24 protein-coding genes and 1 rRNA gene are annotated in these 21,169 nt (G+C 43.9%); 11 read left to right on the forward strand and 14 right to left on the reverse strand.

The features are described from left to right. Positions 1 to 139: 139 nt before the first annotated feature. Positions 140 to 679 carry a bifunctional (p)ppGpp synthetase/guanosine-3',5'-bis(diphosphate) 3'-pyrophosphohydrolase gene (locus tag CVV44_00235; GenBank protein PKL41101.1) on the forward strand — a complete coding sequence of 180 codons (540 nt, stop codon included), beginning with the start codon at positions 140 to 142 and terminating at the stop codon, positions 677 to 679. On the opposite strand, the gene CVV44_00240 is transcribed toward CVV44_00235, so the two are convergent. Next, on the reverse strand, positions 676 to 1,209 hold the full coding sequence (locus tag CVV44_00240) for a gamma carbonic anhydrase family protein (GenBank protein ID PKL41102.1): 534 nt from the start codon (positions 1,207 to 1,209) through the stop codon (positions 676 to 678). The genes CVV44_00235 and CVV44_00240 overlap by 4 nt on opposite strands. A gap of 355 nt (positions 1,210 to 1,564) precedes the next feature. Here CVV44_00240 and CVV44_00245 point away from each other — a divergent pair, with 355 nt between their 5' ends. The 6 genes from CVV44_00245 to CVV44_00270 all read left to right on the forward strand — a co-directional run bounded on the left by CVV44_00245 (position 1,565) and on the right by CVV44_00270 (position 6,173). Beyond that, entirely contained in the window at positions 1,565 to 1,753 is a 189-nt protein-coding gene (locus tag CVV44_00245) for a hypothetical protein (protein ID PKL41103.1), read from the forward strand. Positions 1,754 to 1,771: 18 nt separating this feature from the next. Beyond that, positions 1,772 to 2,107 carry a hypothetical protein gene (locus CVV44_00250; GenBank protein ID PKL41104.1) on the forward strand — a complete coding sequence of 112 codons (336 nt, stop codon included), beginning with the start codon at positions 1,772 to 1,774 and terminating at the stop codon, positions 2,105 to 2,107. Further along, positions 2,097 to 3,275 (forward strand): cystathionine beta-lyase, encoded by a 1,179-nt coding sequence (locus CVV44_00255; protein PKL41105.1) that lies wholly within the window; start codon positions 2,097 to 2,099, stop codon positions 3,273 to 3,275. Before CVV44_00250 ends, CVV44_00255 begins: the two co-directional genes overlap by 11 nt. A 23-nt stretch (positions 3,276 to 3,298) precedes the next feature. Beyond that, positions 3,299 to 3,919: a methyltransferase gene (locus CVV44_00260; GenBank protein PKL41106.1), complete on the forward strand. Its 621-nt coding sequence runs from the start codon at positions 3,299 to 3,301 to the stop codon at positions 3,917 to 3,919. Positions 3,920 to 4,242: 323 nt separating this feature from the next. After that, on the forward strand, positions 4,243 to 4,752 hold the full coding sequence (locus tag CVV44_00265) for a flavin reductase (protein PKL41107.1): 510 nt from the start codon (positions 4,243 to 4,245) through the stop codon (positions 4,750 to 4,752). Next, complete coding sequence (locus CVV44_00270; GenBank protein ID PKL41108.1) at positions 4,749 to 6,173, forward strand: hypothetical protein; 1,425 nt, start codon at positions 4,749 to 4,751, stop codon at positions 6,171 to 6,173. The genes CVV44_00265 and CVV44_00270 overlap by 4 nt, the downstream gene beginning before the upstream one ends. Positions 6,174 to 6,257: 84 nt before the next feature. On the opposite strand, the gene CVV44_00275 is transcribed toward CVV44_00270, so the two are convergent. Then, on the reverse strand, positions 6,258 to 7,019 hold the full coding sequence (locus tag CVV44_00275; protein ID PKL41109.1) for a 3-oxo-5-alpha-steroid 4-dehydrogenase: 762 nt from the start codon (positions 7,017 to 7,019) through the stop codon (positions 6,258 to 6,260). A 284-nt stretch (positions 7,020 to 7,303) separates the two neighbouring features. On the opposite strand from CVV44_00275, the gene CVV44_00280 reads away from it, so the two are divergent. Then, a complete protein-coding gene (locus tag CVV44_00280; GenBank protein ID PKL41110.1) occupies positions 7,304 to 7,594 on the forward strand; it encodes a hypothetical protein in 291 nt (96 codons plus the stop codon). Between the two features lie 98 nt (positions 7,595 to 7,692). Here the strand turns inward: CVV44_00280 and CVV44_00285 are convergent, their stop codons facing one another. From CVV44_00285 to CVV44_00315, 7 genes are all read right to left on the reverse strand, one after another. Further along, positions 7,693 to 8,253 carry a peptidylprolyl isomerase A gene (locus tag CVV44_00285; protein PKL41111.1) on the reverse strand — a complete coding sequence of 187 codons (561 nt, stop codon included), beginning with the start codon at positions 8,251 to 8,253 and terminating at the stop codon, positions 7,693 to 7,695. 64 nt (positions 8,254 to 8,317) lie between these two features. Then, positions 8,318 to 9,142, reverse strand: a complete 825-nt coding sequence (gene nadC, locus CVV44_00290) for a nicotinate-nucleotide diphosphorylase (carboxylating) (GenBank protein ID PKL41437.1) — start codon at positions 9,140 to 9,142, stop codon at positions 8,318 to 8,320. Positions 9,143 to 9,164: 22 nt separating this feature from the next. Continuing rightward, positions 9,165 to 11,180, reverse strand: a complete 2,016-nt coding sequence (locus CVV44_00295) for an excinuclease ABC subunit B (GenBank protein ID PKL41112.1) — start codon at positions 11,178 to 11,180, stop codon at positions 9,165 to 9,167. Between the two features lie 33 nt (positions 11,181 to 11,213). Beyond that, positions 11,214 to 11,660, reverse strand: coding sequence for a hypothetical protein (locus CVV44_00300; protein ID PKL41113.1), 447 nt, complete (start codon positions 11,658 to 11,660; stop codon positions 11,214 to 11,216). Between the two features lie 195 nt (positions 11,661 to 11,855). Then, positions 11,856 to 12,485, reverse strand: a complete 630-nt coding sequence (locus tag CVV44_00305) for a hypothetical protein (protein PKL41114.1) — start codon at positions 12,483 to 12,485, stop codon at positions 11,856 to 11,858. 265 nt (positions 12,486 to 12,750) lie between these two features. After that, complete coding sequence (locus tag CVV44_00310) at positions 12,751 to 13,479, reverse strand: hypothetical protein (protein PKL41115.1); 729 nt, start codon at positions 13,477 to 13,479, stop codon at positions 12,751 to 12,753. Between the two features lie 360 nt (positions 13,480 to 13,839). Next, positions 13,840 to 15,009, reverse strand: coding sequence for a hypothetical protein (locus CVV44_00315; GenBank protein ID PKL41116.1), 1,170 nt, complete (start codon positions 15,007 to 15,009; stop codon positions 13,840 to 13,842). A gap of 176 nt (positions 15,010 to 15,185) precedes the next feature. On the opposite strand from CVV44_00315, the gene rrf reads away from it, so the two are divergent. Next, positions 15,186 to 15,302, forward strand: a 5S ribosomal RNA gene (gene rrf / locus CVV44_00320). A 126-nt stretch (positions 15,303 to 15,428) separates the two neighbouring features. Here the strand turns inward: rrf and CVV44_00325 are convergent. Then, on the reverse strand, positions 15,429 to 15,884 hold the full coding sequence (locus CVV44_00325) for a hypothetical protein (GenBank protein ID PKL41117.1): 456 nt from the start codon (positions 15,882 to 15,884) through the stop codon (positions 15,429 to 15,431). 376 nt (positions 15,885 to 16,260) lie between these two features. On the opposite strand from CVV44_00325, the gene CVV44_00330 reads away from it, so the two are divergent. Continuing rightward, positions 16,261 to 16,653, forward strand: a complete 393-nt coding sequence (locus CVV44_00330) for a hypothetical protein (protein ID PKL41118.1) — start codon at positions 16,261 to 16,263, stop codon at positions 16,651 to 16,653. A gap of 2 nt (positions 16,654 to 16,655) precedes the next feature. Here CVV44_00330 and CVV44_00335 read toward each other — a convergent pair whose 3' ends face one another. The 4 genes from CVV44_00335 to CVV44_00350 form a co-directional block, all read right to left on the reverse strand. Continuing rightward, complete coding sequence (locus tag CVV44_00335; GenBank protein ID PKL41438.1) at positions 16,656 to 17,261, reverse strand: phosphoribosylglycinamide formyltransferase; 606 nt, start codon at positions 17,259 to 17,261, stop codon at positions 16,656 to 16,658. 77 nt (positions 17,262 to 17,338) lie between these two features. Further along, positions 17,339 to 18,010: an orotate phosphoribosyltransferase gene (locus CVV44_00340; GenBank protein PKL41119.1), complete on the reverse strand. Its 672-nt coding sequence runs from the start codon at positions 18,008 to 18,010 to the stop codon at positions 17,339 to 17,341. Between the two features lie 61 nt (positions 18,011 to 18,071). Continuing rightward, positions 18,072 to 19,070: a tRNA 4-thiouridine(8) synthase ThiI gene (locus tag CVV44_00345; GenBank protein ID PKL41120.1), complete on the reverse strand. Its 999-nt coding sequence runs from the start codon at positions 19,068 to 19,070 to the stop codon at positions 18,072 to 18,074. Further along, a complete protein-coding gene (locus tag CVV44_00350) occupies positions 19,070 to 20,338 on the reverse strand; it encodes a hypothetical protein (protein PKL41121.1) in 1,269 nt (422 codons plus the stop codon). The genes CVV44_00345 and CVV44_00350 overlap by 1 nt, the downstream gene beginning before the upstream one ends. A gap of 268 nt (positions 20,339 to 20,606) precedes the next feature. Here CVV44_00350 and CVV44_00355 point away from each other — a divergent pair, with 268 nt between their 5' ends. Further along, complete coding sequence (locus CVV44_00355; protein PKL41122.1) at positions 20,607 to 21,035, forward strand: hypothetical protein; 429 nt, start codon at positions 20,607 to 20,609, stop codon at positions 21,033 to 21,035. Positions 21,036 to 21,169: the final 134 nt, after the last annotated feature.

Raw genomic sequence — 21,169 nt, forward strand, 5'->3', positions numbered from 1 at the left:
GGGGTTCTTTTATGAGGAATCCTCTTTATGTGCTAAATATGCCGGTTAAAAGTATAAAAAGTCAAGATAAAAAGTTTGAACGAATGAAGGAATACTGGTTACACTACAGGACATAATTAAATCATGGAAACAGGTGAATATGATGTGGACACAGGATGCATACATAAAGGCCATGAATTACGCGGCAGAGGCCCATGGCGAACAGAAGGTACAGGGGAAGCCTTACTCGTATTTGTATCATATTTCTCTTGTCAGTATGGAGATCATGGCCTGTCTTCAGCATGAGAAGCATGAAAAAGGGGATTTTATCCTGCAATGCGCCATCCTTCATGATGTTCTTGAGGATACGGAAACGAGTTCAGAGCACCTGCTTTTTTATTTTTCACGGGAAGTTCTTGATGGAGTGCTGGCTCTTACCAAGAATACCTCAATTAAGGCCGATATACGCATGAAGGAGTGTCTGGAAAGGATAAAAATGCAGCCCCGGGAGATATGGATGGTGAAAATGGCCGACAGGATAAGCAATCTCCAGGAACCGCCTGCTCACTGGGACAGGGAAAAAATACATCATTATTTCGGGGAATCACAGGTCATTTATGATGAGCTCCATGAAGCCAGCCCCTATCTTGCCCAAAGACTGGCTAAAAAAATTGAAGCATATCGGAACTATCTTACTTAATAATCACCGTCAATCTGTCGGAATCCCTTGCGGTACTGGCTGGTGAGGTCAACATATATCTTTTTTGCCAGGCCCCATTCCGTCGTATGTCGTTCCAGCACATCCCCTTTTTCCACGGCCGGTGCTCCGGCAAAAACCTTGTAGCCCGGTACTTTCTGGTTTCTTTTGATAAGAGACTGCTCGGCAATAATGGCCCATTCACCGATTTCAGAAAAATCGCTTATCATGCACTGCATGCCGATGACAGCATAGTCGTTGATCGTTGCGTTATGTATCATGGCCATATGTCCAATAGTAACAGCCCTGCCTATTTCAGCTTTCCCCAGGGGGCGGGCATGAATGATGACTCCCTCTTCCACGGCGGATTCATCGCCGATTATAATGGTGCCATAGTCTCCCCGCAGTATAGCCCCGAACCCGATATAACAGTTTTTGCCAATACGGACATCACCGATGATCTCTGCTGTTGGCGCCACCCATGAACCTTCGCCCAGGGTTGGTCTTCGTTCATTTATTTCATAAATAGGCATATTTGACTCCTGAAAATGACGTTAATAATTTTCCCTAATTATGGGCACCTCTAAAATTTAATTTTTAAAGGCTCCCTTATTAAAAATAAAATAATGGTTACGTCAAGTAGATAACAAAAAAGAAAAAATTTTACTCTCCCTATTGACGTTTTTTGAGTATTTTAGTAAATTAAGAATCACTAAAAGAGTTTTGTTTTTACCTCCTATATCCCAAATGATTAAGCTTTATTAGAAGAGAGGAAGGTTATCTCTCCCCAAACACCTTCCTCTTTTCCATTTCTTTTTAAAATCCGATTAAGAATTAGTATTGAATAATCTTGACCTGCATAGCAAGCCCTGCTAAAGAGGAGTATAAATGACTTTAAATGAGGTAACTATCATGGACATGTACCTGCCAACGTTTTATTCTCTGAGCGATTTTTTCAGACGGTTTCTCGGCCTTTTCAGCGGGCCCTTATTTCTTTCAGCTTTCAGGGGAATCGATCCGGTATTCAGGGAAAAACTCCTTTTGACCGTTTCTATGACCAATAATTGTGCCGGTTGAGTATCGGCACATTCTGCCGTGGGCAGAAAAGCGGGCATAACAAAGGATGAATATCTCTCGCTTATAAAACTGGATAAGAAGGATTTTCCCTTCCGGGAATGGGTGGCCCTTGTCTATGCGCGAGAATGGACCTTTGAAAGAGGAAATGATCCCCATGGAGAATACGGTGAGGAATTCGCGAGGCACTTTTCGAAGAAGGAACGGGCACGCATTAAAAAACTGTTACGCATGATGCTCTTTGCCAATTATTGCGGAAACGGATTTTTTAAAGTGCCCTGGAGGGGACAGAACGAACCGCAGGTCTGTGATATATCGCGGGAACAACCGGGAAAGGAAAGTAGTGATGAAGAATGATTTTGATTCTGTAATATCCCGCCGGGGTACCGCTTCAGTCAAATGGGACATGGCTGACAGCATTTACGGTACCGGGGATATCCTCCCTCTCTGGGTTGCCGATATGGATTTTCCCGTTCCCGCAGCGGTGCAGGAAGCGGTGATGAAAAGAGCCGCTCATGGCATATACGGATATTCGGCCGTTATGCCGTCCTGTTATGAGTCGATCATTACATGGTTGCGCGAGCGGCATGACTGGAATGTGGAAAGGGAATGGCTGGTAATCACGCCCGGTGTTGTTCCCGCCATCAATATGATGATACAGGAGTTTTCCCGGCAGGGGGACGGTGTCATCATACAGGAGCCGGTCTATTATCCCTTCCGGAACGCCGTGCTGAACAATAACCGGACCCTGGTGAACAATCCTCTTCGTCTGGATAAAGGAAGATATGTCATGGATCTCCGGGATCTCGAAGAAAAGATAGGCCGGGAAGGGGCGGCCATGATGATACTCTGCAGCCCCCATAACCCCGTGGGTCGTGTATGGACCCGGCAGGAGCTTGATGATCTTTCCGCTCTCTGCAACGCCAATAATATCCTTGTCGTCTCCGATGAGATACATTCCGATCTGGTATTCAGCGGTAAGAAACACTTCCCCTATACCGCCCTGTCCGGTGAAAGCAACATTCGGTCCATTGTCTGCCATGCCCCCAGTAAGACGTTCAATATGCCGGGGCTCCAGGTTTCCTATGCGGTTATTCCCGACAGCGATCTGCGGAAGCAGTTCAGGCGGCGCCTTGCCATGAACGGAATTTTTCTTTCCAATACATTCGGTCCCCTGGCCATGGAAGCGGCCTACCAGTGCGGAATGGAATGGCTTGATGAGGTTATGACTTACATTGAAGAAAATTTTCGTTATCTCAGCCGTTTTATGAAGGAGAAGCTTCCCTCTGTAACTATTATCGAGCCCGATGCCACATACCTGGTCTGGATGGATTTTAGGGCCCTTGGTCTGGATCGTGATTCTTTAAGAATTTTACTAAGGCAGAAGGCAGGCGTAGCTCTTGACGAGGGTGATATTTTTGGCGAAGGTGGAGAGGGCTTTGTGCGTATTAATATTGCCTGTCCACGTTCAATTCTCGCCGAGGCGCTGCAGCGTATCGAATCGGCCCTGAACAGAGAGCAATAATAAAGGTAACATGAGGATGTGTTATGAAAAAATCAGTTTTTGATGAAAGAGCCCTGCAATGGGATACTCCGCAGCGTGTAAAACTGGCGGAAATTGCCGTGACAGCCATGCGTGGGCATGTCAGCTTCAATAAAATGATGACAGTGCTTGATTTTGCCGCGGGAACGGGTCTTATAACCATGGCCCTGCAAAACGATGTTGAGCGTATTGTCTCCCTGGATAGTTCACAGGGGATGCTGGATATACTGAAAAAAAAACTGGACCTGTATAACGCGTTAAATATCGACATCATACATGGTGATGAAGGGGTTCTGGGAAATATACATACGAAATTCGATTGTATTGTCAGTTCCATGGCCCTGCATCACGTAGAGGATTATAAGGCCCTGTTAAAATTATTTCATTCGGTGCTGAAAGATAATGGAACAGTGCTTATAACAGATCTGGCGAAAGAAGATGGGGATTTTCATGCCGATAATACAGGTGTATACCATTTTGGATTTGAAGAACAGGAAATAGTTTCCGGTTTCAAGGCAGCCGGGTTTGGCAGTGTGACATACGATATAATCCATGTTCTCAACAGGGAAGTAAAGGGCGGCATTCACAAGGATTTTCCCATCTTTATAACCGCAGCGAAAAAATAAAAGGGCAGTACGTTTGTGAAATTTCAACAGGCGGCGATATACCATGGGATTTATTGAAGTTCCCGGTTTAACCGGTAAGTTGTATGTTCCCGATGAGGACCAGAAGCCGAAAAGAAAGCATAATTGCCGAGATTGTTTTTACTGCCAGCATTGCAGCGATGACCGGTGCGCCCTGTGTTTGAAACGGTCCGCTATGATTAATAAAAACGTAATTAAAAAGAAAGATACCTCCTCTTCATGATCGCTGCATCGGAAAATCTCTTTACAAATATATAATGACGGGGATAATAACCTCCTGCAGAAATCAACATAGCGGGGGCTCGATGGATCATTTAACTGAAATACGGCCGAAGGATATCAGTGACAATATCTTTAAAATGGTAGGATCGGACTGGATGCTGGTTTCTGCCGGAGACAGAACCGGCTTCAATACCATGACGGCATCGTGGGGCGGCTTTGGAATCCTCTGGCATAAAAACGTATGCTTTATATTTATCAGGCCGCAGAGATATACCTTTGAATTTATCGAAAAGCACGATATTTTTACTCTCTCCTTTTTTAGCGAGGACTACCGCGATGTACTGAAAATCTGCGGCTCCTGTTCCGGGAGAGATGTGGACAAAATAGAAAAAACAGGCATTACACCCGTCTTTACCGACAACGGGGGAATATATTTTTCTGAAGCCCGTACGGTTATGGAATGCCGCAAAATATATTATCAGGACATCAACCCGCAGAATTTCCTCGACGCTCAAATTGAAGAAAACTATCCGGGAAGGGACTATCACCGTATGTATATCGGGGAAATACTATCCTGTCATGTATCACGGTGAAAAGGACAATATCCCCGCCGGCCATGAACACAGATAAACGGCAATTAGATACCATCTTTGATGACGGATCTGAATATAAAAGGGATCTTGGTCTCACCGAGGCTATTTCAATCGTCATCGGCAGGATAATCGGTTCGGGAATATTCAGAACACCGGGACCCATAATGGCCCTGGTGGGTTCCACGGGGCTTTTCGGCCTGGTCTGGGTTATCGGCGGGATAGTAACCATATTCGGCGCCGTGTGCTATGCCGAGCTTGTGTCTATGATGCCCAAGTCCGGCGGTCCTTATGTGTATCTGCGTGCGGCATATAACCCCGTGTGGGCCTTTCTCCGGGGATGGGCCATGTTTTTTGTATCGGAAACCGGATCGATTGTAGCTGTTGCCCTTGTTTTCGCGGAATATTTTAACGCCCTGTGGTCCATTCTATTTGGTGCCCCCTTTTCGCATCTAACGCTCATCATGATTTCTCTTGCCACCATATGGCTTTTAACGGCTGTCAATCTTTTTGGTGTATTCCTGAGCGGCATGGTTCAGAATTTTTTCAGCTCGGTCAAGATACTGGCCCTGGGAGCCATCATCGGCATCGCCTTAACAGGGAAAGGCAGTCTTTCCCATTTTACCTCGCCCCTCTGGCCGGAGACATTTACCTGGGAAACGGTACTTGCCGTGGGAGCCGCGCTCAGACTGAGTTTTTTCGCATTTAGTGGCTGGGAAGGGGCAACCTATATTGCTGAAGAGGTAAAGGAACCACGGAAGAATCTCCCCCTTTCTCTGCTTCTGGGAATTGTGGGGGTCATGTTTCTCTATGCCGGTGCCAATGCGGCCTATCTCTATATTTTACCCGTCGAGGTTATTAAAGACTCTAAATGGATCGCCGCCGATGCCATGAATGTTGTGCTGGGGAGCACGGGCGGTATCCTCATCTCGGCAGCGGTTATGATGAATACCTTCGGTAATGTGAGCACTCAAATATTGTGCAAAGCCAGGTCGTGGCAGGCCATGGCCCGGGACGGACTCTTTTTTAAAAGGCTTGCCGTTATACATCCGAGGTACAAGACACCAAATAACGCACTTATCATGCAGGGACTATGGGCCACGGTTCTTCTTTTTGTGGCGGCAAATGCACAAAGCTCCTACGAGGCTATCATCGATTTTTTTTCTGCAACGGGAACCATATTTAACATCATGACTTTCGCATCGGTCTTTGTTCTCAGGAAAAAATATCCTGATATCGCGAGACCTTATAAGGCCTGGTTTTACCCGTACAGCGTCATTCTTGTCCTGATGATATATGTGGCCTTTCTGATCTTTACCCTGTTAACGGCCTTTATTCCTTCTATGATGGGCCTCCTGTTGACTGCAACGGGACTCATATACTATTACCGGCTGCAAAGACAGGAAAAAAGAGAAAAGGAATAGTAACGATTTATCTGACCTTCTTGCCCGATATGCTTCATATACTTCTCTTTGCGCAGCTGCACCATGCTGCTGTATTAATGTATATTACAGAATGAATGGTATGAGAGCCTTCCGGTTCTGAGGATAGTCGGGAAACTGATCCCTGTACCAGCGATGATTGCTTATGGCTCGCGGCGCCAGGTTGGCAATGGTCCATATGGCAAAAACGGCGCCGGCAAGCGACCAGGTGGCCAGGGCCCATCCGATCCAGGTTAGTATTTCACCGAAATAATTGGGACATGAAATAAATTGATAGAGTCCGCCCCGGGGTATTTTATATCCTGTTTCACCAGGTTTGCGCAGATTCGTTAAAACATGATCAGCATGTTTATTTATTGCATACCCGCAATAAAAAAGCAGGACTCCCATGATGAATCGGATATCGGTAAACCATGCAGTTTGATAGTTTTCCAGGGGTGAGAAATGAAAAAGCCATTGACCCTGAATATAGGTATTGATGATATTAAACATGATGCCGAAAAGTATTATGGAGAAAGGCATGGAAGCGGCCTTTTTCAGGCTGAAGGGATACACGAAAGCCCTGTGCAGGTAATGACTCTGCCAGATTATCAGGAAAATAATCATAATCGGCTCTGTTATTCGGTCTCCGGCTATGAAATAGAAAAAAAACAATAAAGATGCCGGTGCCTCCATGAGTATCCACCCTATCCGTCCCGGGACAAGAGGACCCCAGCCTTTTTTAGCGTGTCTCCCATATGGTGCTGGAATAAAAAACAGTGTAATGAAGACGATTACGGCAACTATGGTTATAATTATTAGAAAGATAGAAAAGTGTTGGGCGGTCATAGCGTATGTACTCCTGATTCTATGCATAAAATGCAAAATGTTTAAGCAGAGTCCTTCATATCAATAATCAGCGGGCATGTCAAGATTATTGTCTGAGGAAACCGGCTGTTTCTATTTTTAATGGCAGTGATCGGACTCTCTTTAAATATACGCTGTTATACGACGGGATGATTTTTTATCATAAAATGAAGTTATTGCAAAATTATTATTGAAAAGAAAGTATTCCATTTTAAAATTGTACTCTCAGTTTTTAGCTAAATTTAAGCAATAGGTTGGACAAGCATATGGAACCGAAAAAAGTATCATTGAAAACACTGGAGCAGGTCCTGGAAGATCTCGGAAATTCTTCAGACGAGGCCATCGGTAATTATTTATACAAGGGTTACAGGATTCAGGTAAGCAGATATAAATCTTCCGGCACCGAGAGATATATGCGTCTTTATAAAAAGAGAAGAGAGCAGGGGTTGTGTGTTAGGTGCGGAGAAAAGGTCACGAAGAAAAATCCAAATACCGGTAAATTCTATCGCCTCTGTGATTTTCATCGTGAGGTTACTGACAGGAAAAAAGACAAATAAAAAATTCCGGTATTTTTACTTAATATTGAAATTATACTGCAAAAATCAGCAGATCGGGGAAGTTGGAATGGAATGGCGGCATGAAAAGGCCGCCATTTTTATTTTTTATCTATTCTTTTAATACTGATAATGGTTATGTGTTCAACGGGAACATTCTGATGAAATCCTACGGTCTGGACCGGTGTCATACGGATGGCGTCTACAACATCCATTCCGCCGATAACTCTGCCGAAAACGCAATAACCGAAATCACGCTTGCCATGATCAAGGAAAGGGTTATCAGCCACATTAATAAAAAATTGGGATGTGGCACTGTTAATCTCATGGGTTCTTGCCATGGCAAGTGTACCTCTTTTATTTGACAGGCCATTGTCTGCTTCATTTTTGATAGGGGCACCTGTTTCCTTTTCCATCATTTCTGAAGTCAACCCTCCGCCCTGGACCATGAAATTTTCAATGACACGGTGAAAAATGGTTCCGTCATAAAACCCCCGGTCTACATAGGAAAGAAAATTTTTCACGGTACCGGGCGCATCGTTTGTAAAAAGCTCTACGGTAATATCACCCATGGAGGTTTCTATGAGGATTCTGGTATTTTCCTTTTTGCACGAAGAAGCTCCGAGGATCAACATCAGGATGATTAAACAATACTTTTTCATGTAATTACCTCGTCTTGAATAGTGGCAATGATATATTCTCTATCGGATAAAACAATAAAAATACTTATACGGTTCTGAATTTCATGGAAAGATCGAAGGCCCTGACGGAATGGGTCAGGGCGCCGCTGGAGATATAGGTTACCTTAAGATCCTTAAGGGAATCTATAGTATCCAGTTCAACGTTTCCCGAAATTTCAATTTCAGCCTTTTCATTGATAAGTTGTATTGCCTGCCCCATTGTTTCTCTGTCCATGTTGTCGAGCATGATGACATCAGCCTTCGATTCCAGGGCTTCCCGTACTTCGCTGAGATTAGCTGCTTCAACTTCTACGCGGTATTGAGAGCCGTGACAGACCCTGATTTTTCTCACTGCAGCGGTTATGCTGCCGGCGGCCTTTATGTGATTGTCCTTGATCATAACCATGTCATAAAGCCCCATGCGATGGTTTTTGCCGCCGCCGGTCATCACTGCGTATTTGTCCAGGGCCCTGAAGCCCGGAAGGGTTTTTCTTGTATCAAGAATTTGTATTGATGTTCCCAGGAGTGCCCGGGCATACCGGTTTGTTTCTGTTGCAATTCCTGAAAGGCGCTGCAGAAAATTAAGCACGATGCGTTCTCCCCTGAGCAGTGAAATGGTCGGTCCTGTAAATTTCAATATTTCCGTACCGGGGGAGACTACAGTTCCGTCGTTGATGAGAATTTCGGTGTTGATACCGGGATCAATTATCTGATAAATGAGACGTGCGATCTCTCCGCCGCAGAAAATTCCGCTGTCCTTTGAAATTATGAGGCACTCTGATTCGTGCCCGGGGTTGAAGATGGCATCGGAGGTTATATCTCCCGGACCAATATCCTCCAGTATTGCCAGCTCTATCAGGTTTATAATCATGCGACGGTGTTTTTCTAAATATTTATCCATTCTTTTTCACCTTCTCAAGCAGGCTGATTTTATTTTCAATATCCTGCATCTGGTCCCGAAGTGCCGCTGCCTTTTCAAACTCTAGATTGTCGGCGGACTGGAGCATATCATCCTTGAGCCTGTCACGAAAAGCCTTCATGTCGGAAAGATTGTTTGACTTGTATTCCGATGAATATTCGGCCACATAGCTGATAAAGCGGTTGTCCTCGATATAATCTCTTTCAATTATATCGACAATGTCTTTCCTGATGCTTTCCGGAGTGATGCCGTGCCTGTTGTTATACTCCTCTTGAATTTTGCGGCGTCGCGTAGTTTCATTGATGGCAGTCTGCATCGAATCGGTAATTTTATCTCCGTACATGATAACCATGCCGTTGATATTTCTGGCCGCCCTTCCCGCAGTCTGTATGAGGGATCGGGCTGATCGGAGAAAGCCTTCCTTGTCAGCGTCCAGGATAGCCACCAGGGACACCTCGGGGATGTCCAGTCCCTCACGGAGAAGATTGATGCCGATAAGACAATCGAATTCGCCTTTCCTCAGGTCGCGGATGATTTCCACTCGTTCGATGGTGTTGATTTCCGAATGAAGGTAGCGGGACCGTATCCCGATTTCAATGAAGTATTCGGACAGATCCTCGGACATTTTTTTCGTGAGGGTGGTGATCAGGACTCTTTCGTTGGCCTCGGCTCGTTTTTTTATTTCACCGATGAGGTCGTCTACCTGGTTTTCCGCAGGACGGACCGATATGGCCGGATCGAGAAGTCCCGTGGGCCTGATAACCTGTTCCACGATGGCCTGGCTTTTATCCAGCTCATATTCGGCAGGTGTGGCCGAAACGTACACAACGTTTTTTATCATGCCGTCAAATTCCTCGAAGAAGAGGGGACGGTTGTCCAGGGCCGACGGGAGCCTGAACCCGTAATTAACCAGGTTTTCCTTGCGGGAGCGGTCTCCGCCGAACATGCCCCTGACCTGGGGGAGTGTGACATGCGATTCATCGATAAACATGAGAAAGTTGCCCTTGAAGTAGTCGAGGAGACATGAGGGACGTTCACCGGGCTTTCGCCGCGCGATTATGCGGGAATAATTTTCAATGCCGCTGCAGTAGCCCATTTCCATGAGCATCTCCATATCATAACGGGTTTTACTTTCCAGGCGCTGTGCCTCGAGGAGCTTCCCATGGCTTCGGAAATACTCCAGGCGTTCATTCAATTCCGCCTCGATGAGTTCAACGGTTTCCTTCATTTCGTCCATGGATGAGACAAAGTGTTTTGCCGGGTAAATAAAGCAGCTTTCGGGGCGGGCGATGATAGTTCCGGAGATGGGATTAACCGAGGAGATGGAATCAACCTCATCGCCGAAAAATTCTATCCGGAAGGCCTCCTGGTGCAGGTAGGCCGGATAAACCTCAACTATGTCGCCTCGTACACGAAAAGTTCCGCGTATGAAGGAGATATCGTTGCGTTCATAATAAATGGATACCAGCTTTTTAAGGAGCTCGTCCCGGTCTAATGGGTCTCCTTTTTTTATGCGGACATGACGGCGCTCGAACTCATCGGGAGTACCAAGGCCGTAGATGCATGACACGGATGAAACCACGATAACGTCATTTCGCTCCAGGATGGATGAAGTGGCCTTGAGCCGCAGCCGGTCAATCTCATCATTTATAGATGCATCTTTTTCGATATACAGATCCGATGATACGACGTAGGCCTCGGGCTGATAATAATCGTAGTAGGAAACAAAATATTCTACGGCGTTCTCGGGGAAAAATTCCGAAAACTCCCGATAAAGCTGGGCTGCCAGTGTTTTATTGTGGGTGAGTACCAGCGTCGGTCTCTGGATCTTCTCAATGACTTTTGCCATGGTGAAGGTCTTCCCGGAACCGGTCACGCCGAGTAGAGTCTGATGTTTCATTCCTTCCCCGATTCCCCGGGCAAGCTTAAAAACGGCCTCTTCCTGGTCGCCCGAAGGTTTGAATCGCGAGATAATTTTAAATTGCGGCATGGTATGTTTACCGGTTATGCGATACTGTTTTGTCTATGGCCTGGAACTGACTTTATTTTTGAGATTAGATTCCCTTATCTCAAAAATGATATCGCAGTTGTTTGTATCAGGATTGAAATTCTTTTCAACCACTTCACCATTCCTGATGAATCCGGAAAATGCGGTTTCATCCACTCCCTTCTCTCTGTTTTTGATTTTGATGGATGCCGTATCGGATTCTCCCAGTTCAAGCATGGCTTTTGCCATGGCGCTCAATTTGGCCGCAGTACAGGCCAATTCCTGCCGCTGAACCTGGGGTTTATCAAGGTTTTTTTCCCCGGCAAAACCTGTGGCTGAAATCCTCCATGCATCATTATCAACCCAATAGCCTTCACTCTGAACAGGCTGAAAACCGACGGATACGACAGGATCGGCCTCTTCCTTGGAACAGCCGGAAAAAGCGAGAAACAGGATTACGATCGATGCTGTTACTGGTTTCATAGTGTCAACCTTCCTTATAATTATTTATTCATCGATAAATACCAATTCTATGCAATGACTCCGGGGTTGGAAAGTAAAAATTTTGTAGTAAGCCTGATAATATGTGATTTACGTGAGAAATATCCAAACAAAGGTTTATAAAAAAAGGGCCTTTAAGGCCCTTTCCGTATTCACGAACAGGGATATGTTACGTTTCTATCTATTTTCTTCAACTTTTTTCTTAACCCCTTCCATGTATTCGTTGAGGCTGCTTTTTGACAGCTGTCTTTCAATCCAGGCCGGAACGGGTGCTGAAACCTCCACAATGGGAGCGTAATAGTAGATGGTTTTTGATCCGTCATCATAGGGCTCAATATATTCGAACCCACGGATGTTTTTAAGTGATGAACTTGCTTCCGTAAGGATAATGTTTTGCTGTTTCAGGTTTTTAATTTCATCGGCATTCACGAGCTTCCATTCCTGACTCATGGAAGCCTTGTCAAAAGAGACATGCAGTGTATACAGAATAGAAAGAAAGGCGACTTTCAGTTTTCCTTCAATGTACGATTCTCCCACGGTATTGTCTGATATGGGTTTGATAATATGCCTTGTCTTGTAGTACTCCAGGCTGGGAACATATTTTCCCATGGCATCCCAGTTTTCCAGGACCTTCCAGACTTTTTCCGGTGCTGCGTTGATGAGCATGATGCCTACAACCCGTTTCCCTTCACCGCCCTTTTCCAGGGGGTATGTATAGGTGAAAACCTGCAATTCCCCCGATTCCAGTTTCTTCTTGTCATAGGTTATGTTCAGTTTTTTGGCAGCACGGAGATAGTCCTTCTGCATGTATGATCCAGCAGTAGCAATACATAGTACAACAAAAATTAAAATAATTATACGGTGCGTTTTTAATGTCATTTTTTTTCTCCTTGATGACCCTGATTTTTCCATGGCATACCTCAAATATACAATATAGGCATATAGGGTACATAATATATACTTTGAGTATATATTATGTTTAAAAGAAAACCAAAAATCGTCAAGTTGTTTTCAAAAAATACGGAGGAAGATGTAAAGGCAATAAGGTTCTTGGACAGTTCGGGATGTATGCTTATTTCTCAGCAAGAATGCCATAAAGGTAAATATCGAGCATGTTTTTTATTGCCTGCACGGTATCGATATTTTCTCCAAGAACGGCCCAACGGTAGACTATTTCCTTCACGCTGCCGATGATGCAGATAGATGCTGTCACCGGATCTATGCTTTTAATTATACGCCCATCCTTCTGGGCCTGTAAAATATAGTCGGCTGACATGCCCACAATGCGGTCGTAAAAATCATTTATTTTCAACTGGATAGTGTTGTCGAGACCAATAACATCGCTGAGCATAATTTTCGAGAATTGTCTGAATTCCGGTACCTTGGCCAGAAGGAGAGCAACACTGACGTATATATCCTTAATCTCATCTATGGGTCTGGGTGATGAAATATCAAGAACACTGAAGTAATTATACAGGGTTTCTAGGTTTGAATCAACGATTTTATCGAGGATATCAAGCTTTCCCTCAAAGTGAAGATAGAAGGTGCCTTTTGCTATTCCTGCCGTGCTGATGATCTCATCAACAGACGCGGAATGGTATCCCTTTTCTGCAAATAATTTAAGGGCCAGACTCATTATCTGCGCCTGACGTTTCAGGCCGTCTTTCCGTTTTTGTTTATTTTTTGGTTTTGCCTGGGTGTTCATTTCTGTATCCTGATTGATTGTATTCGTCATATGATAAGGGAACCGTGAAAAATTAAATTTAAAATGTTCCCTTGTGGTCGAAGCCTTTTTGTACATCCTGTGCGGTTTCGAACTTCGTGTTCAGCAGGCACAAACAGCAAAAAAATCAGGTTTTTTAGTTTGTTGATAATGAAAAAACTGATTTTTAGAAGTGCCCGTAATACATATAACAAACGTTTTATATTTGCCGGAAAAACAATAGTTTATCTGCCTGCAGGTAAATTACTGTCTATATAAGCATATTTCATAATAGTGCATATAAGTGCAAGTAAAATATTAAACGGTCTGCAGTCGTGATATTCCCAGATTTATTGTATAAAAAGCAGCCTTTTAATAAAAAAAGGAATAATTCTGTATAGCAGGTTTGCTGTTATAATGGAAAGATAAAAACAACAAACGGGTGTTATCTGTATAATGTCATGCAGGAGTATCTCCGCTATAAAAAGTTATCCTGTTTCTGCCATTTTCCTTTGATTGGTATAATGCCCTGTCGGCCATCGTGATGAACTCCTCGGCGTCACCAGGGTCCAGTTCCGGAATGGAGGAATATCCTGCCGAGACAGTAACATGAAGTGATGTGCCGCTATACTCAATATGCATTAGATCAATCTTTTGCCGGATTCGCTCCATAAAAATTATGGCATCATTTTGTGATGTTTCAGGAAGTATGACGGCAAACTCCTCTCCTCCATAGCGGCAGGGGATGTCCATGGATCTGCAGTTGTCCTCGATAACGGCCGCGACCTCCTTGAGTACACGGTCTCCTGCCTGGTGGCCATAGGTGTCATTGAATACTTTGAAATGGTCAATGTCAAACATTGCCAGGGTGAGTGGATGTTTATATCGTCGTGATCGCTTCAGCTCTTCAACCAGGCGTTCCTTGAAATATTTATGGATAAAGAGCCTGGTCATGCCGTCCTTAATTGCCATGGTGTAGAGATCAGCATTTTTAATGGCAATTGCCGATTGCGTGGAAATATATTGGAGAATTATCAAATCAAAATGAGTAAATTTTCCATTGATTTTATTGATAGCTTCAATAACGCCGATGATTTCACCGTCAACGGTAAGAGGAACGGCGAGAATGGAAGATGTCCGCATATGAGATTTTTTATCTGCTATATTGGAAAATCGGGGATCATTGAGAGGATCATTGATAATCATGGGAGTACCGTTGCTCCAGACTGTTCCGGCAATTCCTTCCCCTTTTTTCAGGCGGGTGTCCTTCAGCATTTCACCCTCGTCATCCTTGCTGAGAATAGCAAATTTTAGCTGATTTACCTCAACATCGACCAAAAGCATGCTGCTTCTCTCGCATTGGAGGAGGTCCTTTATTTGCTGGAGGATCCTTTTGAGGATTTCCTCCTTTTCGAGGGAATTAGTGATGTAGGTGTTTATTTCGATGAGTTGGCGGAATTTTCGGATATGCTCCTTCCTGATCAGCTGATCCTTTTTTAGCCTGTTATAGGTTATTTTTAAGGACTGAAGGCCGGCTTCTTTTTTAGTATGCTTATTGTTACTGCTCATAAATCTTTGATAATTGTATATATTGCCGGTTTTGATGAAATCAAACTTTTTCTGGGACATGGTGTATTTACCTCACGGATTACCGGTCAGGCTCATCGGGCATATAAATCAGTTTAATGTAATAAAATTCAAAAAAAAATCCAGCAAATAAAAATATTTTTTTATTTTTATAATTTTATATTGACAGAAAATAACCACCAGTCTATATGGTTACTTACATTGATGAAAATGATTTTCCTGGTTGTTATAGAGAGAGGGCCACACCTGTTCCCATTCCGAACACAGAAGTTAAGTCTCTCATCGCCGATGGTACTGCACGGGTCACTGTGTGGGAGAGTAGGACGCTGCCGGGATTGGCATCATACATAATTATAAAAAAAGGACATCGAAAGATGTCCTTTTTTATTTTGCAAAATGTATGAATAAAAAAAAAGGCGACTAAAAGTCGCCTTTTCCGGTTTTAAGGGAAATTAAATCAGTTATTCCCAATCAGCAGCAGATACTTTCTTTTTAAGGCCCTTTGCTTTTACTTCATAGATTATTTCACAGTTATCTTCCGCATCATAAGTCACTTTATATACAGACCCACCTTTAATAGTGCCCTGTATTTCCTGAGCAATGGCAATTCCGGTCATTTCGAAATTAGACATACCAGCAGCGCCCTCAATTTTAGATCCTTTGAATTTCTCAAGAACCTGATACTGAGCATTAAGAATAGCAGCGCGTTTGGCAGCTTCTCTTCTCTGAACCTGATTTGTCAGCGTGCGGGTGGGGACACCAGCTGCGGCAATGCGATAGGTATTCTCGTCTATCCAGCCCTCAGTTTTAAAAGTTTCGCCTTTTACGGTTCCACCCATTTTGCTACCGCCGCATGCGGTCAATGAGAAAAGAATGCCAAAAGAAAGTACCATGGCAACTGCAACAAATTTTTTCATCTAAAATTCCTCCTATTTGAAATGATGTAACTTTCATCTATTTGTCTGAACCTTTATTACGAAACAGACAAATTATAAAAGGGGATTGTGATCCCCCTTCTATTTCACATCTATGAATAATCGCAAATCAGTATAATAATAAAATTGAGAAACGTCAACATAAAATTGGTTTTTTTTATTTCAATATGGACATAATGCTACATATGGAAATTAATATTAATATATTCATATTATGCGATATGAGAAACATAAAATGGATTTAGTCTGTGCATATAGAAATTCAGAATCATTTAAATATCAATTATATTTTTTGTTTTATTGTTGAAATATTTTTCAAAGCCGGTAGTTTAATAAAAAAGGAAGAAGGAGAATGTAAATGAAATTTGCACCTATCATTTTAATTTTTGTGTTTTGCATATCATGTGCAACGGACAAGACGACTGTAGTACCTAAACCAGGGCAGCCTGGCCAGACTACCGAGGTCAGTGTTACGACCGGATGGGTCGATGAAGACACCTATACCGTGAGAGTCACGGCGGAAGATGTTGAAAAGGCCAGGGAGATGGCAAGACACCAGATATTGAAGGATATTGTCAACGTGCGAGTGAGAAATGGCAGCAGGTACACGGATATAACAAAAATAAACGGTGAATTTGAGAAGCCATTAAAAGAGGGAAGAATTATAAAACAGGAACAGATCGATGGTGGTGTTGAAGTTTTTTTTCAGATAAACGACAAGGGATTGAAGAAAAAATTTGAGCGGCAATAAAGTTATAAAATAGTTACTTTTCTCCCTTCCACATGTAATTTATCCTGGCAGAAAAGCTTTACTGATTCGGGAAGAATGCGGTGCTCCTCTTTCAGTATTCTTGCTGCAAGAGATGTTATGGTATCTTCGGGCGTAACGGGAATGGCCGATTGCAGTATAATGGGACCTGTATCGGTCCCCTCATCGATGAAATGAGTTGTACACCCCGTTATCTTTACTCCGTAATCGAAGGCCTGCTTCTGGGCATCCACTCCCGGGAAGGCCGGTAGGAGGGCGGGATGAATATTTATTATTTTGTTTTTAAAGGCATGGACGAAGAAAGAGGTAAGGACGCGCATATATCCGGCAGCCACCACCAGATCGGTGTTATATTTATTCAAAAGCCTGATAATTTTTTCTTCATGGTCCTGGCGGGAAATTTGACGGGGATCCACAAAAAAAGCCTCCATGCCGTATTCGCGGGCTTTTTCAAGTGCTTTCGCATCGGCTTTGTTTGAAATAAGGATACCCAATTTTGCCCTGATCTCGCCGGATAATATCTTCTCGGCTACTACGGAGAAATTGGATCCTCTTCCGGAAACTAAAAATGATACAACTTTTTTCTGCATAAACAGCTCCCTTATCATTGCTGAAAATCCTGTTTTTCCGTTAATTGAAAGGTCTGCAGGCATGTCGCAGAGGAATTTTACTTAACACCATACATATCCATGTACTCATCTATACGGCCCTTAATGGCGTCGTCCAAAATGATTTTTCCGTCGATTTGCCGGTTCAGAAGATACGATACGATCTCCCGGATTGTGACAATTGACATTGTTTTGATGCCGAATTCGTCTTCCACCTCTCTGAGAGCGGTCTTATTTCCCTGGCCTCTCTCCATTCTGTCCACGGATATTACCAGACCTGCGATGCTAACCTTTCCCTGAGCCATGAGTATAGGAACGCTTTCCCGGACCGAAGTCCCGGCGGTAATGACGTCCTCGACAATTATAATCCTGTCACCGTCCTGGGGTTTGTAACCGATTAAAGACCCGCCTTCACCATGATCTTTTGCCTCTTTTCTGTTGAAACAGAAGTTCTTATTGATGTTATGATTTGTGTGAAGCGCTATGCTCGTGGTAACACACAGGGGAATTCCCTTGTAGGCAGGACCATAGAGAACGTCAAAATTATCCCCGAGATTGGCCTTGATGCATTCGGCGTAAAAGGAGCCCAGTTTCGTTATCTGCTCACCGGTTTTATAATTACCCGTATTTATAAAAAAGGGTGTTTTCCTGCCGCTTTTTGTTGTGAAATCACCGAAAGTCAACACTTTTGAACGGACCATGAATTCGATAAATTGTTCTTTGTAGTTCATTTGATTACTCTCATCATAATTTTAAAGGCCATGCATGAGGTGGAAGAGACAGTCAGACGCGTCAAATGCGCATCCTGTTCAGGATTTCATCAGAAACCCTTTCTCCGGCAAGTATTTTTTTTAGAAATACTCCTTTTTGATAAATGTTGATTTCCCTTGCATCGTCCCGGGGCTTCCCGTATCGTGCAATTACTGAAGTGATGAAGGGGAACTCTTTTTCATTAGGCAGACCCTTCACAAAGATGTCAGGGCCGCTGAAAAGAGGTTGGAAAAAATAATCGGCCTCGTCCCGGTGTGTCTCCAGAATGACGTTTTCCTTTTCGCTACGGGAAACAAGAATTTTGACCCGTTCATCAATTCGCACATGTCTTCCCACGGTCGTAAGAAATAAATCGAGGGGTGCGTAATCTTCATGGTGCTCCACAAGGTCACGTATCCGCGGAGCCACATTGGGATCGGTGAAGAGGCAGCCGCCTGCCGGTGATTCATATTCGGTAATGCCGAATTGCTCTGCCAGTTCCATCTGTCGTCGGCGTCCCCTGCCACTGATATCGAATAGCCTGTTTCGGTCCACCAGTCCCTGTTCTTCCACCAGTGTTGGTTTCAGTATTTTAGCGGAAAGGGGACGCAGAAGTTTGCCCTGCAATCCCGTTTCCTTTATGATATGGTTGAGCATGTGTTTCTGCTGTGACATGGGGCGCTGCCCAACCACTTCACCCGTGGCAAGAAAAGACGCACCGGTTTCGTGCATGTATTCTGCAGCCTTCCTGAAAAAAAATATATGGCAGTCGATGCAGGGGTTAAAATTTTTTCCGTATCCATGGGCTGGATTTTTTATCATGTCAAGGTATTCCCTTCCGCAGCGGTAGAAGACGAGAGGGAGATCAATCTGGCTTGCCCTTCTGGCTGCCGGGAGATCTTGGGGGTCGCTGTCTGGGGGAACAAAGGGAAGTATGCAATGGAACCCGATGATGTCCAGTCCCTGCTCCATGAGAATCCTGGCGGCCAGGAGGCTGTCCAGGCCACCGGAATAGAGAACAATCCCCCGGGTTTTAGCCATCAGATCTCCTCATGGTTGATGAGTTGAATCAGGACTTTTTCACCTTTGTGAAGCTTTTCAATGGTTTCCGGGAGTATTATCAGGCAGTTTGCCTGACTCATGGAGCGGAGTATGCCCGAGCCCTGGGGGCCTGTTGTTGAGACTCGCAGATCTCCGGTGACGTCGGTATAAAAAAAGGCCCTGATGTAATGGCGCCGGCCTGGTTTTTTGGAAATATCCTCGTCGCAGACGGCATTAATAAGCGGTTTATCCACCTGCCTCATCCCCATCATGCGCAGAATAACGGGCCGCACAAATTCAATGAAGGCGATCATGGTGGAAACGGGATTTCCCGGGAGGCCGAAAAAGAGTGTGTTTCCCAGTGTCCCAAAAACAACGGGTTTCCCCGGTTTCATGGCAATGGTTTCAATTTTTACATCGATCTGCATATCATGCATCACATTCTTCACAAAATCATATTTGCCCATGGAAACGCCGCCCGTGGTGATGATGATATCGTGCTCCAGGGAGTCCTGGAACATTCTTTTTGTTTCCTCGAAGGTGTCCCTGGCGATTCCCCGGTAATGGGGGATGGCACCGTATTTTTTAATTTCCGAATAGAGGGTGTAGGCATTGCTGTTTCTGATCTGTCCTTTCCGTATGGGACTGCCCACATCGACAACTTCATTTCCCGTTGAGATGACCGCCACGGAAGGCCGGCGGTATACGCGAACCTGTTCATAGTTCAGGGAGGCCAACAGCCCAACATGGGCGGATCTGAGTATGTCCCCCTGCTTTAGTACTATTTGTCCACTCTGTATATCCTCACCGGCAAAACGAATGTTTTCGTTTTTTTTCAGGGTCTTGAATAAAAGGACCTGATCTCCCTCTTCAGTTGTATCCTCCACGGGAATGACGGAATCGGCTCCCCGGGGTATGGGAGCGCCAGTCATGATGCGAATGGCATGTCCCCGGGTCAATGCGAGGCTATCGCTGAAATCACCGGCCTTTATCTCATCCATGATGCGTAGTTTAACCGGATTATTTTTCTCCGCTCCCCTGGTGTCTTCAAAGCATACGGCATATCCATCCATGGCTGAATTGTCCAGGGGCGGTACATCTATTTCCGATTTAATATTATCGTAGAGAACTCTTCCTGATGCGTCAAGGAAGGGAATGGTTTCGGAAGGCAGAGGCGTTGCACACTGGAGCATTATATTCAGGGCTTCATCAACAGGAATCATCATCTGCATCCTTTTTTTATTGAAAGATTTAGTGATATGGACCAATTATATCGTATTTCACCGGGAATGGAGTGGTAGTGTCAAGAGATTTTAAATAGCAGGGTGAATCAAATAGCTGTATCTCCTTGTAGGGAAATATATTACATATTCAAATTGCCATAAGAGATTCTCTTACGATAATGTAATTTTTTCTCTTAAAATATTAATTTTTCTTGCAAAAAAAGAGTTTTATTGTAAATTTGTTTATATATATAGCACACTATATTCAGAGTGAAGTTATATATAAATTCTAATCAAACAGGACAAAAGGAATATGAATACAACCATGGGTAACGAGAGCAAATACAGGGAAAGATACAGAGATCATGATGTTCTCTCTCAGGATGTTTTGGACGAGCAGCAGGAAGCTGAATTTTTCAAACATATCCGGGGAAGGATAAAGGAAGTGCGGAAAGAGCTTAAAATGACTCAGAGGGAATTCGGTGAGACATCGGGAATTGATCGTCGCTATGTTGCGAAGGTGGAGTGCGGTTCCCAGAATCCGTCATTTAAATTTCTCAGAAGCATCTCGATTAAACACAAAATTTCACTGGACTGGCTGCTGTATGGCGTGGGACAGCGATTTGTGAATTCAGGCGACAATAATTACGGCGAAGAGCTTTCTATCTTTAAAAAGCTTCTTGATAATGCAACTCAGGAAGATATAGATGTCATCATGAAAATGGTGACAAAAATCCTGTAATTAAACGGTAAGCAGGATTTTCATATCAGAACCTGCTGTTATACTGAATTTATTTCTTTGAGATATATAAAAAGGCGACTGTATGTCGCCTTTTTTATTAATGACAGTGTGATAGAAATTTTTCAGAAATACTG

This window comes from Spirochaetae bacterium HGW-Spirochaetae-1 (assembly GCA_002839375.1).
Lineage (GTDB): Bacteria > Spirochaetota > UBA4802 > UBA4802 > UBA5550 > PGXY01.

Bases quoted from the DNA above. Each gene is read 5' to 3' on its own strand.
- CVV44_00235 (PKL41101.1), top strand. From the start codon at position 140: ATGATGTGGACACAGGATGCATACATAAAGGCCATGAATTACGCGGCA.
- CVV44_00240 (PKL41102.1), bottom strand. From the start codon at position 1,209: ATGCCTATTTATGAAATAAATGAACGAAGACCAACCCTGGGCGAAGGT.
- CVV44_00245 (PKL41103.1), top strand. From the start codon at position 1,565: ATGACTTTAAATGAGGTAACTATCATGGACATGTACCTGCCAACGTTT.
- CVV44_00255 (PKL41105.1), top strand. From the start codon at position 2,097: ATGAAGAATGATTTTGATTCTGTAATATCCCGCCGGGGTACCGCTTCA.
- CVV44_00260 (PKL41106.1), top strand. From the start codon at position 3,299: ATGAAAAAATCAGTTTTTGATGAAAGAGCCCTGCAATGGGATACTCCG.
- CVV44_00265 (PKL41107.1), top strand. From the start codon at position 4,243: ATGGATCATTTAACTGAAATACGGCCGAAGGATATCAGTGACAATATC.
- CVV44_00275 (PKL41109.1), bottom strand. From the start codon at position 7,019: ATGACCGCCCAACACTTTTCTATCTTTCTAATAATTATAACCATAGTT.
- CVV44_00280 (PKL41110.1), top strand. From the start codon at position 7,304: ATGGAACCGAAAAAAGTATCATTGAAAACACTGGAGCAGGTCCTGGAA.
- CVV44_00285 (PKL41111.1), bottom strand. From the start codon at position 8,253: ATGAAAAAGTATTGTTTAATCATCCTGATGTTGATCCTCGGAGCTTCT.
- nadC (PKL41437.1), bottom strand. From the start codon at position 9,142: ATGATTATAAACCTGATAGAGCTGGCAATACTGGAGGATATTGGTCCG.
- CVV44_00295 (PKL41112.1), bottom strand. From the start codon at position 11,180: ATGCCGCAATTTAAAATTATCTCGCGATTCAAACCTTCGGGCGACCAG.
- CVV44_00300 (PKL41113.1), bottom strand. From the start codon at position 11,660: ATGAAACCAGTAACAGCATCGATCGTAATCCTGTTTCTCGCTTTTTCC.
- CVV44_00305 (PKL41114.1), bottom strand. From the start codon at position 12,485: ATGCAGAAGGACTATCTCCGTGCTGCCAAAAAACTGAACATAACCTAT.
- CVV44_00310 (PKL41115.1), bottom strand. From the start codon at position 13,479: ATGTACAAAAAGGCTTCGACCACAAGGGAACATTTTAAATTTAATTTT.
- CVV44_00315 (PKL41116.1), bottom strand. From the start codon at position 15,009: ATGTCCCAGAAAAAGTTTGATTTCATCAAAACCGGCAATATATACAAT.
- CVV44_00325 (PKL41117.1), bottom strand. From the start codon at position 15,884: ATGAAAAAATTTGTTGCAGTTGCCATGGTACTTTCTTTTGGCATTCTT.
- CVV44_00330 (PKL41118.1), top strand. From the start codon at position 16,261: ATGAAATTTGCACCTATCATTTTAATTTTTGTGTTTTGCATATCATGT.
- CVV44_00335 (PKL41438.1), bottom strand. From the start codon at position 17,261: ATGCAGAAAAAAGTTGTATCATTTTTAGTTTCCGGAAGAGGATCCAAT.
- CVV44_00340 (PKL41119.1), bottom strand. From the start codon at position 18,010: ATGAACTACAAAGAACAATTTATCGAATTCATGGTCCGTTCAAAAGTG.
- CVV44_00345 (PKL41120.1), bottom strand. From the start codon at position 19,070: ATGGCTAAAACCCGGGGGATTGTTCTCTATTCCGGTGGCCTGGACAGC.
- CVV44_00355 (PKL41122.1), top strand. From the start codon at position 20,607: ATGAATACAACCATGGGTAACGAGAGCAAATACAGGGAAAGATACAGA.